8 protein-coding genes and 1 tRNA gene are annotated in these 11276 nt (G+C 64.1%); 5 read left to right on the forward strand and 4 right to left on the reverse strand.

Features of this window, described 5'->3' with window-relative positions; translation table 11 throughout:
- Positions 1–34: 34 nt before the first annotated feature.
- From BJ963_RS09160 to BJ963_RS09170, 3 genes are all read left to right on the forward strand, one after another.
- A tRNA-Lys gene (locus tag BJ963_RS09160) sits at positions 35–107 on the forward strand.
- 53 nt (positions 108–160) lie between these two features.
- Positions 161–409, forward strand: coding sequence for a type II toxin-antitoxin system Phd/YefM family antitoxin (locus tag BJ963_RS09165; protein WP_089908869.1), 249 nt, complete (start codon positions 161–163; stop codon positions 407–409).
- A complete protein-coding gene (locus tag BJ963_RS09170; RefSeq protein WP_089908866.1) occupies positions 402–668 on the forward strand; it encodes a Txe/YoeB family addiction module toxin in 267 nt (88 codons plus the stop codon). The genes BJ963_RS09165 and BJ963_RS09170 overlap by 8 nt, the downstream gene beginning before the upstream one ends.
- A gap of 353 nt (positions 669–1021) precedes the next feature.
- Here the strand turns inward: BJ963_RS09170 and BJ963_RS09175 are convergent, their stop codons facing one another.
- Complete coding sequence (locus tag BJ963_RS09175; RefSeq protein ID WP_179456123.1) at positions 1022–1723, reverse strand: hypothetical protein; 702 nt, start codon at positions 1721–1723, stop codon at positions 1022–1024.
- A gap of 717 nt (positions 1724–2440) precedes the next feature.
- On the opposite strand from BJ963_RS09175, the gene BJ963_RS09185 reads away from it, so the two are divergent.
- Together BJ963_RS09185 and BJ963_RS09190 are read left to right on the forward strand one after the other, a co-directional pair.
- Positions 2441–3043, forward strand: a complete 603-nt coding sequence (locus BJ963_RS09185; RefSeq protein WP_179456127.1) for a hypothetical protein — start codon at positions 2441–2443, stop codon at positions 3041–3043.
- Positions 3044–3054: 11 nt separating this feature from the next.
- Entirely contained in the window at positions 3055–3450 is a 396-nt protein-coding gene (locus BJ963_RS09190) for a hypothetical protein (protein ID WP_343037248.1), read from the forward strand.
- Between the two features lie 12 nt (positions 3451–3462).
- Here BJ963_RS09190 and BJ963_RS09195 read toward each other — a convergent pair whose 3' ends face one another.
- The 3 genes from BJ963_RS09195 to BJ963_RS19515 form a co-directional block, all read right to left on the reverse strand.
- The gene (locus tag BJ963_RS09195) at positions 3463–3747 is read right to left on the reverse strand and encodes a hypothetical protein (RefSeq protein WP_246298019.1); all 285 of its coding nucleotides are present in this window, start codon (positions 3745–3747) and stop codon (positions 3463–3465) included.
- Between the two features lie 724 nt (positions 3748–4471).
- On the reverse strand, positions 4472–4990 hold the full coding sequence (locus tag BJ963_RS09200; RefSeq protein WP_179456129.1) for a hypothetical protein: 519 nt from the start codon (positions 4988–4990) through the stop codon (positions 4472–4474).
- Position 4991: 1 nt separating this feature from the next.
- Positions 4992–11258: an RHS repeat-associated core domain-containing protein gene (locus tag BJ963_RS19515; protein WP_179456131.1), complete on the reverse strand. Its 6267-nt coding sequence runs from the start codon at positions 11256–11258 to the stop codon at positions 4992–4994.
- Positions 11259–11276 lie beyond the last annotated feature (18 nt).

Genomic DNA, 11276 nt, shown 5'->3' on the forward strand with positions numbered 1-11276 from the left:
GGGACGGGGTGAATCCACGCTAGATTGGAGGTGAGGGCCTGTAGCTCAGTTGGCAGAGCATCGGACTTTTAATCCGCGGGTCGTGGGTTCGAGCCCCACCGGGCCCACCCTCGTTCGGCGTTGTCCAGTGGTACGATATCTTGTACCATTTGGAGGAATCATGGCCATCACGGCAAGCGAGGCTCGCAGCGACCTGTTCGGGCTCATCGAGCGCGTCAACCTCGACCAGACCGAAGTCGAGATCACGTCCAAGCGCGGTTCGGCCGTACTGATGTCGAAGGACGAGTACGACTCCCTGCTCGAGACGACCTACCTCCTGCGCTCCCCCAAGAACGCACGCCGCCTCATCGATGCCATCGAGAGCGCCCGCTCGGGAGACACCACCGAGCACGACCTGACCAGTGAGTGAGCGCAAGCTCGCGTGGACGGCCGGCGGGTGGGAGGACTACCTCTACTGGCAGGGCCAGGACCGGCGAACGCTCAAGCGGATCAACCTCCTGGTCGAAGACATCCTGCGCGACGACCCATTCGAGGGCGTCGGCAAGCCGGAACCGCTGAAGCACGCGCTGGCCGGGGCGTGGTCGCGTCGCATCGATGAAGCCAACCGTCTCGTGTACGTGGTGGACGACGCCTACGTGATAATCCTGCAAGCGCGTTACCACTACTGACCTGCAGACATCTGACGACGTTTCGACCCTTCTGCGTTTCCGACCAGTGCGACGGATCAGTAACGGTGCGGAATATGACCGGCTGGCGGGTCCGTTTCGGGGATCTGCGGTGGACTCGCAGAAACAGCGCCATCGCCTCAATGAGCGTGACAAGTCCGGTACACACGGCGATGGAGTACCAGACGGGCGCCCTCCGCATCCCTTGGGAGGGGATCGCGCATTGATCCGGCACCTCGTGCGGGCGATCGACTCATTCCACCAGCGCGGATATCCGACCATCATCGGCCCCGTGACCTTGGCCCGGGCTACCGGGAGAGCCAGCCCGGAATCCCCGATTCGCCCGAGGGCGAACTCTATTGTCTACCTGTCCAATCGGTCAGGGCGAAGGGCACTCCGAACCGATCGAGGTCTGCGAGCAACGCAGCCTTGAACTTGCCGATGCCCAACAAGCCTTTGACGGACCAACGTGCGGACATCGGGCCGCCGACCCGACCGGTGAGCATCAGCGGCAGGAACACGCCGTCTTCCAGCGCAACCACCATTACCGCCCCTGCCTGACGGACGTCAACGCCGACGGTCGCTACAGCGTCGGTTGGAATCCGACCGATCAATTGCCCGCCCGATAGAAGGAAGATACTTCGGGGCGCAAGCACGAGGCGGCGGCGAGTAAATGGGGAGTCACCAAGGAAGTAGACGCTCAACGACTGGCTTGCTGCTTTTGGAGCGAATTTCCGATCGATGAGAACCGGGATGGCTGTGGCGACATAGATAGCCAGGAATGGAAGAATGAGCGCGATCGCGGGAAGCACCATTCTTGCCTCCACCGGAAGGTTCGCGGCCGCCGCTGCTCCAATTGTCAACAGGGGCAAGAGAACGCCAAGCGCCGAGAGCCCTGCTATCCAGAAAAGAGCGATACGACTCGGAACTGCTGCGGCCTTCACAGCCTCCGACAAATCATCAAAGACAGTCAAAGAGTCGCCGAGCCGCACTTCGTTTTCTTCACCGCCATCGTCAGTGAGTTGCGCTAGGAGTTCGTCGCTGAGAGTTCCTAACATGTCTGCCCGATTCTGCAGCCGACGCCGCCCGACCCACCCATGTCAAAACCCTCCCCGTACCCGGCGGTGCCATATCCCACGACCATCCACACGTACTTGCCCATCCTTCGTCACTCCGCTAGCGCATGTCGCAACTACGCCGATGCCTCGCCCGAAGCTACCCTGAGCCCCCACGCTCGCCTCGAAGCACGAGACTAGGGCGTGTCTCCCATATCCGCTCCAAGGTGGCGACAGCCTTGTGGGATGAGTTCTACGGGGTCGCGGTGTCGGGTTTTCACTGACGAGCAGTGGGCGTGGATCGAGCCGCTGCTGCCGACGAACTCCGGTCGGCGCGGTCACCCGTTTGGCGTTGGCCATGGTAGTCACCGGCGGGCAACGCAATGACAGCGCGCGGGGAGGTCGTCCTCTCGGGAACGACAAGGTCGCATACGGTGACCGGAACGTCATCGAGGGATACTACGCTTTCGCCAAGCAATGGCGCGGCATCGCCACCAGGTTCGACAAGCTTGCGATCACCTACCGCGGCGGGGTCACGTTCTGCGCGATTCTCACCTGGGTTGGACGTTTCGGCCGAAAGCGCCGCAGGTGTCAGTGGTGCCGTTGGCAGAGCATCGGACCTTTGATCCGCGGGTCGTGGGTTCGAGCCCCACCGGGCCCACCCTTGTCGTGACGCGGCTAACCCGGAGCCCGAGCGATCCGACATGACAGTATGAACGCGTGACGTCGCGCGCGAAGATCCGCTCAAAACTGAAGGCCAGCGTCGGTCGCGAAAAGATCATGAAGATCCGTCGGCGATCGCGTCCCGGCTACACGATCGACGGGTTCGTCCTCGCTATCGGACGAAGGTGGGTACTGCTGTCACAGACCTCCGATAGCGGGCACATGAACGGCTACGCGGCAATTCGGATCAGCGATGTGCAGAGCATCAGACCGGACCGGTCGTTTCGGTCCGAGTTCGCCAAGACGAGGCCCGACTGGCCTCCGACGCTGCCTCCCGTGAGCACGGAACTCGACCTCGACAGCACTAAAGGGATGCTGCGATCGCTCCTCGTCCCGGGGCACCTGCTCGGCATCGAGCGGGACCGTCGACCTGACGCGATGTGGATAGGCGTACCGGACGGCTTGAAGAAGAAGTTCCTCTATCTCTGGGAGGTCACTCCCCGCGCGACCTGGAACGAAGGGGCCCTGGGTTACAGACTCAAGACCATCACAAGTGTGATTTTCGGCGATCAGTATCAGGCCGCACTCGCGGCGATGGCGGGGGAACCACCCGCCCAAGCGGCGAGCGACTGGCTGCATGATCTCGTAAAGATCGGCTGAGGGATCGGATCGTGACCCAATCTCACAGCGCCGCGATCGACGAGCTGTGGGCCCTCCCTCAGCGGTCGTGGGGTCAGATCGCTCTGCTGAGCTGTCTCGAGCGTCTCCGTTCGGGCGGCCCGACTTCCACGGAGGAGGTCACCGTCGTCGACGCGTGGGCGTTCGACGACGGCTTCTGCGTCGTGTACGGATCACCGTGGGGTCCCACCGTGGGGCTGCGTGTCACGGCAGACGGCGAGCAGTACGACGGTGCTTACACCGACGATCCGACAGCGGAGGAGTTCGGGACGGACATCGCCGACTTCAGCATCGGCGAGCCGCTAGGGCGCTTCGCCGACCAACTCGTCTTCGACGCCGGCGGTGTGGGCTGGTGGGGCGATCAGCCGTTTCCGCGGGGACAACGCTGAACCCCATGCCCCTCAGTACCGCGTGCCGCCCTCCTCTTCGGCGAGTTCAGCCCGGTAGTCGAAGAGTGTCCACATCTCGTCGTTGAACCTGCGCCCAGCGCGTAGCGGCAGGTGTGTCGTCCACCAGCTTTCGCCGCGCGCGACCGGCATCGGAGTGAGAAGCCGCCGGAATTGCTCATCCAAGTCATCGACCTGGCGCGCGAACTCTTCGAACTCCGGGAACCGTTGAGCGGTGGGATCGCGGAGGACCTGCTCGATAAAAGTCTCGGGGCGCGAGATCGTTGAAATACTCGGCAACGTAGTCGTCGTAGCCGTCTGCGACGTTGGTGATAATCGCGTAATAGCCGTGGAGCAAGCTAGCGGGGTCGCGCTTCCTGCCAGTCCCTGGGTACGGCGGCACGACGTTCTCCACGTAGGTCGCGAATTCAGACACGCGCAAACGATACCGGCGGCTCAGGCCGATTGAGGCGAGTCAGCGACCCTCTGAGAGGCGGTCAGGAACAGCGCCACCGCTGCGCCGGCGCAGAACCCGACACAGGCTGCGACGATGATCACGCCATCAGCCCACAGGTGGGAGAAGATCCCAGCGAACCCTCCGGCCACAAGAAGACCGCCGCCGAGCGACACAAGGATCCGCCCGCGTCGCGACGCTAGGACGTGCCGCCTCGACCATCGGATGGCGAGCCCTAATACCACACGGAGCGGCACCGAAGTGGGTAGCTTCCACAGGAACAGAACAGCGCATAAAAGGGGACGACCATGGGCGGGGTCCTTTCCACCGACGGTGCCATCGCGATGGCGTGGGATAGCGCGCCGAGACCGGTACACACGGTGACGGAGTGCCAGACGGACGCCCTGCGCGCTCTCCGAGGGCGGTCATTGTCCATGATCGTGTTCCTCGATAGGGAGGGCCCGTCCATTCCGGCTGGTCGCTTATCCGCCGCGGCGGCAGCTAAGCCGAAAGGGTGCGCGAAGAACAGAGCGCTCCCGTCAACCAGCTGTCATCAGGCGGCGCTGTCGGCTATGGCAGGGACAACCTGCCCTGCGCGTCGACAGAGACATTGTCGGCGTACCGCGCGGTGAAGGCGGTATGCCATGTCGGCACCGCTTGCTGAACGCTTGCCAAGCCAAGGCTCAGGTCGGGTATCTCATCAGTCGGAGTGCTCCCCAACAGCAGTTGCAAAGCATCGGCCCAAAGTTCGATCCTTCCGTTACGCGGATTCATAGCCGTCAGCGTGAGGTGAAGCTGTGCCTCATCCACCGCCACGTCCATGCCGCCCAACTCCCAGTTGAAGACATCGTGACTCGTTTGTCGGCTCACGGTAGTGCGACGCACACCATCCACCAAAAGCAGACCCGAGTTGCAATCTCGGAACTCTCCCCACGCGAGCAGGAACCCGACGCGCTTCCGGTAGAAAATGTGGCGAGACTCGATGACGGACCATTCGCCTAGATCGGCCGCCATGCCCCAGTCAATTCGTGCGGAAGGCAAATCGGCCCTCAATTCAGAAGCCATCAGTTCTAGGCCGAATGACGCCATCTCAACCCCCTAGCTGTATGTGAGCGAACGGGTCACTTGGTTTGACCGTTTGCCCGGTGTAGGGATTGATCTTTTGACCAATGTCGTTGTAGTAAGCGACATAACCATTTGGATAATCTACTTGACCGCTCCTTCCGGGCGGCATGATGCGAATGGAGACCACCCTATCGGAGAGCGGTCCCACCGGCCCAGCAGGGAAAATGGTTCCACCTCCCTTTTTGCTCGGCATTCCCGGTCCGACTCGGATTCCCGTGGGAATTGCTCCGTCACCGGTCGGGTGGGGCACACTCAGTGGAGGGTTCGACTCGGTAAGTCGCGCCAATTCGATGATCTTCGAACCAACCCGGACAATCTTCCATGCCGCTCCGCCCATCCAAAAGATGCTCACCACATCCAGGCCAATCAGAGTCGCCTCAGTGAGCCCGTCCCAGTCGACCATCTGGCCTTGGGCAAATTTCGAGGGGCTGTTTCCGTAAGTCAGAAAGTCAGTGTTGATCGATATCACGCCACTTGTTGAGAGCTGCTTCGCTTTGCGAGCGGCAGCCGCAATCTGTCCCTCGGCCCGCTCGGGTGCGTTCCACTTCGGGAAGTAGTTTGTGGGCTGCCCCTGCCCGCCAGCACTGATTTGGGGAGCAGCTCCGCCTTTCCCTCCGCCACAATTGTTGTTCATGTTTAGAGCATCCTTGGCGCCTGCTACATAGCAACGCCCGTCGGGATCGCTATTTGTCACCGGGCTATTTGCCGAGTAGGCGTACGCGTTGTTTTGGAGCGGGTTGTCCGGGGCGAGGACCGGATCGACACTCAGGAACCTGCCGGTCGCCGGGTCGTAAACTCGAGCTCCAAGTTGAATGAGGCCGGTCAGGGTGGATTTCGGCTTGTTCAGGTACCCATGCTGGTCGACCCAGGTGACCGACGGCCCGCGCTCCGAGCCATAGGGATCGGCGAAACGACGGACCACCTTGCCAGAAGCGCTGTCGATCGCCAGATCGCGCGTGTGATTGAGGTCGCCAGAGAGCCAGGTAAGCGTCGATCCTGACGTGTTCGCTTTTGTGGACCGTTCGGCGATCGGAATACCTTCGATCGAGTAGGTACGGCCTGCGGTCACGGCGGACGATGCGCTCGCGGAACTCACCTCCGACTCTTCGAGGAACAACGTGGAGCCTTGATTCGGATCCGTTCGCAACAGTAGTTCGCCGTCGGCATCATAAATGTTTGACTGGCTGACTCCCGCGGCGGTGATCGCGACGGGTTTGCCGCTTTCGTCATAGTCAAGAACCTGGCCGGGCCGAACGAGTGTGTTTCCCGACGCATCATATGAATACGCCCCACCCGAGACCGCGGCGACCGCATGCGGATGAGGCTGGCCGGCAGCCGGATAGTTGTAAATGGAGGTGCTATCGCCCGCCGCCGCGTGGCTGGTCGTAGAGGTACGGTTTCCCGTCGCCGCATCGACCGCGTACGAGGTCCAGTAGGGCGCCGCTCCGCCGAGTCCCGCCACTGTCGGATCGGCGGCACAGTCCGTGGTGCTGGGCGTCCACGCTTCGGTGAGTGCACGCATGGCGTCGTACCGGAAGCACTGCGTGTCCGTGCCGGTGAGGCCCGTTGTTTGGATGCTCGTGACATCCCCGGCCGGGTTGCGCTTGTAGAGCCGGTTCGCTTGGGTGCCGGAGCCGGTCGGCGTAGACGCCGTGTCGATAACCTGATTGCGCTGCCCGGTGCTCGGGTCGTAGCCGAAGGTGGTGTTCAACGTGTAGCCGCTGGTGCCGCGCGTGATTGCGGCCAGCTGACCGGTCGGACTGTAGGAGGTGACCCCGTACATGGTCGCGCCCTGAACGTTGTCGACGCTGCCGATGCCGTTGTACCCGATGCGGATGCGCTCAAGCGGCAGCCCTCCGATCGCCGGGAGAGTGCGCTGTTGCGGCAGACCGGCGCTGTTGTAGGTCATCGTCACCGTGTACGTGGTGCCACCGAAGGCCGGGGCTCCAGCCGGGATCTTCACCGTGGTGGACGTCGGGTTGTAGAGGTCGTCGTAGCCGTCGGTCGACGTCACATAGGCGAGTCCCGGAGCGGCCGCCGTCGAGCCCGTGTAACTGGTTGCCGACGCCGGCTTGCCCTTCGCCGCCGTGTCGTAGGTCCACGACGCCAGCAGAGGGCCGGTAGGCGATCCGGAACGCTTCTCGGTCTTGCGGTTGAGGTCGTCGTACTTGTACGCGAGAACCTGACCTCGAGCATCCGTGGTGGAGAGGACGTTTCCCGCGAGATCGTACGTGGAGGTGGTGTGGCCGGAGTCGGGGTCGTCGGCGACGATCTGGTTGCCTTGCAGGTCGTACTGCCACGCCCACGCGTTTCCTGCCGGGTCCGTCATCCGGGCGAGCTTGCCCGCCGGCGTGTATGCGTAAGAGGTGGTGAGTCCGCTACCGGTCGGAGTGGGAGCCTGGTACTGAGTGAGTGCTGTCCTCTGACCGGCCGAGTTGGTGATCGTGCTGGCCGGGGTACCGCCCGCGGGCGGGGTGACGTCCACCCGATCGGCTCCGGGATACGCGGTGGTGGTGCGGTAGCTCTCGTTGCCGTACGCATAAAGGATCGACGCGGTTGTGCGCCCGGCGGCGTCGTAGACCGTGTCCGTACGGGAAGGCACCTGCGCCATGCTGGTCGGAATGAACAGGCTGCTCGACGGGGCGGCCGTTGCCCAGTACGGCAATGTGCTCGAAATCGCCCTGCCTTGGGAGTCGTAGGCGGTGTCGGTCATCACACCCCCGCTCTGTACCGCCTTGGCCTGGTGCTGCACGATCCGGCCCAGACCGTCATACAGGTCGTAGGCGGTGATGGTGCTGCCCGGGATGGTGGACTCGGTGGCCACCGTCGAAGCGAGGCTCTGGGACAGGTTGTACGTGTATTTCGTCGACGGGGCACTCGGATAGGTCGTCTGGGACTTGTTGGGAAGCCACACCCCCGTGCGCCGGCCGAGGGCATCGTAGCTGGCGGACGTGATCTTGCTGTTCTCATCCGTCGCTTTGAGCACGGCGCCCCATGCGGGGTCGAACTCCGTGCTGGAGGTCCAGCCGAGTGGGTTGGTGACGACCACCTTGGTCGTCGGCCCGCCGGTGCCGGCCGGCGTGTACGCCGTCTTGGTGATCCGGTTGAGGGCGTCCGTGACCTGCAGAGTCCGGCCCATCGCGTCATAGCCGGTCGTGGCGATGGTCGACCACGTCTTCGAAGTTCCGGTCATCGACGTGACGGTTTCGACCGTGGTCGGGTCACCGGTCGTCGGAGCCGCTCCTGCAGCTTGGCCGTCATAGCTCGTGCGCACATCGCTGATGAGCCGGTCGGCCTCCGCTGTGGCTGCCTGGTCACACGTCCCTGCAGTCGTGAGAGATTCCGCCACGCTTCCGATGAGGTAGCGGCTGGTGTTCGCCGGCGCGTACGTGGTGGTGACGCACGTCGCCGGCGCGTCCGTGTGGGTGGTCTGCACGCTCGTCGGCAGCCCCCAGGTGGGGTCGTAACTCGTTGTCGTGGTCGTGGATCGAGTCCCGCCGGTCGATACGGGCTCGACCACCACGACTTGAGAGTCGCCGGTGTACCACGAAGAATGCACACCGTCATTGGCGGTCGGTGCGGACCCCCACGGCGTGGTGGTCGTCGTCGAGAGGACTGCTCCCCCGACGCCGAGAGTGGCGACCTGTTCGCGGACCTTTCCGGCGAACGGGCGGTAGTCGGGGACGCCACCCACCTGGACGGACTTCACTCCGCCCGCGGGTGACGCTTTGTCGCCATCCAATCCACGGAAGAAGGTGTACTTGGTGACGTTCTGCTCGGACGGCTTCGTCGCCTGTCCGACGCGAACTTCGGTGGTGTCGAAACCAGCGAAGATAGACCAGGTCCGCTTTTCCGCCGGAGCGAGCGGAGAATCGTTGTACCGCCATGCGGGCGTGCCGTAGACGTAGTACTTCTCGACGGCAGGCGCACCGGCTCCCCCGGTGTTGGGGTTGTCGATGACGCTGGTGACGACGTACTTGTGGAACAGATCCTGCTGGGGTGCCTGCGGGGGCGTCACCGACGGCGACCACCACTGCGGGTAGCAGCGTTTGATGTTCGATTGCGGTGCTGCGAAGATCGCTGCCCGGTCGGCGGGCACGCACTCCTGGGCCGAGTAGTTGACGCTGACGGTCGAGCCGAGCTCGGTCTTGATGGATCCGATCCGCCACTTGTCCAGCGGCGCGAGGCCGTCAACGGCCCAGACCCGGTTCTGGAGGACCGCGCCGCCGAAGCTCACCGTCGGCTCGGTCAAGGTGGCTGTACCGGAATAGCCGGTGTGGGTGACACTGTCCAGCCACAGCGCAGGCGACGTCCCATCGCCCGGAGCAGGGAAGGACTGCTTGAGCGCCCACGAGTCGACGTCCTTGTAGGCGCCGGCCGACAGGACCTGCGTCTTCACCGTCGACAGTTTCGACGTCGTCCAGAATGTCGGCGAGACCAGGCCTGCGCAGGTGCCGGACGCGCACAGCTGGTCGAACGGGATGTCGGGATAGGAGGCGGCGTTCGCCGGCTTGACGGCGTTGCCGGCGGCCGGCTGCGTGGTGCACTGTGCGCCGCTGCCGTCGGAGCAGCGCCCGTTCTTGTCGTAGCTGAAGAACACCTTGCCGGACGCGGCGTTGGCACCGAAGACGGTGGAAGCGCTGAGGCCGTATTCGATGTGCTCGAGCTCACCGCCGCGCACATAGGCGGTCGCCGTCGACCCGTTCTTCGCGTACATGTTCGTCTGCGCGTTGTAGTAATACGCTTCTGCGTTGCCATGCACGTCGACGACATAGTCGAGGTTCCACCGCCACGCCAGCTGGCACGACGACGCCGCGAAGGTGTCGGCATGGCACGGCTCGCCCGCGTCGTTGCCGAACACCGGCACCGTCCAGGCCGAATTGGTGGTCGGCTTCCCCGCGACGTATCCGGGGAGCTGGTTCAGCCCGAAGAAGTACTGAGTGCCGTCAGTAGTGACCATCTGCCAGCAGGCGGTGTCGGCGGTGCCGTTGGAGGCGCACGGCGCTCCCTTGTACTCCGTGAAACGCGTGCCGTCGTCGGCGGCGAGGCGGTACTGATTGGTGGCACCGACCCGGATCAGCTCTCCGGAGTGGCCTGCGAAGGAGACGGTGGCGTTCGCGTTCTTGAAGCACAGATCACCCGAGGTCTTCACAGGCCCCGACGCGCCGTCGTCCACCGCGCAGCCGACATAGGAGCGCTCGATGAATCCGCTTCCGGCGAGGGACCAGCCCTCACCGATCGCGGATGGCTGGTTGTTGGTCGAGCCCGTGAGCCCATCGACGGACTGAGAGTCGTACGACAGCGCGAGGTCGGGGGCCGGGCCGGCAGGCGCCGGCGGGATTCGCAGCGGATACTTCCAGCTGAATGTCCCGGTTTGCGCTGACACATCCCATGCCGCCGATGGCTTGAGCGACGTAGCCGTGAAATCCCCTGTCCCGGACGCGCCCGTCGCGGTGGCGAGGGCCATCATCAGTACTGGTGCGCGACCGATCGTCGGGGCCGCTGTCACGGTTCCGGACTCGGAATCCACTTCCGACGGAACAGAGGTGGCCTTCTTCCGCAGGTCCTTCCCGGACTTGGGCAGCGCCGTCCCGTCGAGCTGAACCCAGTGGGCGCGGGAGGCGAAGTCCGCGCCATACGCCGCAGCCAGAACCTTCGTCGGAATCCGAACCCCGATCGCCGCCTCGGTCGCAGAACCGTCGGCGCGGCTCAGTTGCACGATCGGGCCGGCCGCGCCGAGCTTCTCGGCACTCGCGGACGGGAGGAACTTCACAGAGACCTTCTCGGCCCGGTCTTTGGCCTCGGCCTTCGCGGTCCCCTTCTTGGAAGCTTCGAGCTGCTTGCGCGCATCCGGCGCGGACTGGGTGTCTCCGGCGCTGGCGACCGTGAGTCCGGTGTCGCCGACCGGATGCCACTTCCCGTCGACGACGACGGCGGATCGACCGGCCGTGTCGTCGACCGCGATCGACTCGCCCTTCGCCCCGCCGTCGATATCGACCTGATAGTCGCCGGTTGGCGCGGGGGCGGTGGAGATCGCAGCCGACTCCGGGGGTGTGCCGCCCTTGCCGACGTGCTCTTTCGCGGCAGAGCCGGGCACGACCTTCGCCCACGCCGGAGGTGTCGGCGCCTCAGCGGCGGAGGAAGGCGCGCCCTGCAGGGTGGCTGCGACCAGCGTGGCGATGACGAGGCCGCCGAGCGCCGAGCTGCGAGTTAACCAAGTGGAGAATGTCACGTCGAATCCTCAGTTTCG

The organism is Leifsonia soli, assembly GCF_013408745.1.
Lineage (GTDB): Bacteria > Actinomycetota > Actinomycetes > Actinomycetales > Microbacteriaceae > Leifsonia > Leifsonia soli.

Coding starts and splice junctions, on each gene's coding strand:
- BJ963_RS09165 (WP_089908869.1), top strand. CDS start 161: ATGGCCATCACGGCAAGCGAGGCTCGCAGCGACCTGTTCGGGCTCATC.
- BJ963_RS09175 (WP_179456123.1), bottom strand. CDS start 1,723: ATGTTAGGAACTCTCAGCGACGAACTCCTAGCGCAACTCACTGACGAT.
- BJ963_RS09200 (WP_179456129.1), bottom strand. CDS start 4,990: ATGGCGTCATTCGGCCTAGAACTGATGGCTTCTGAATTGAGGGCCGAT.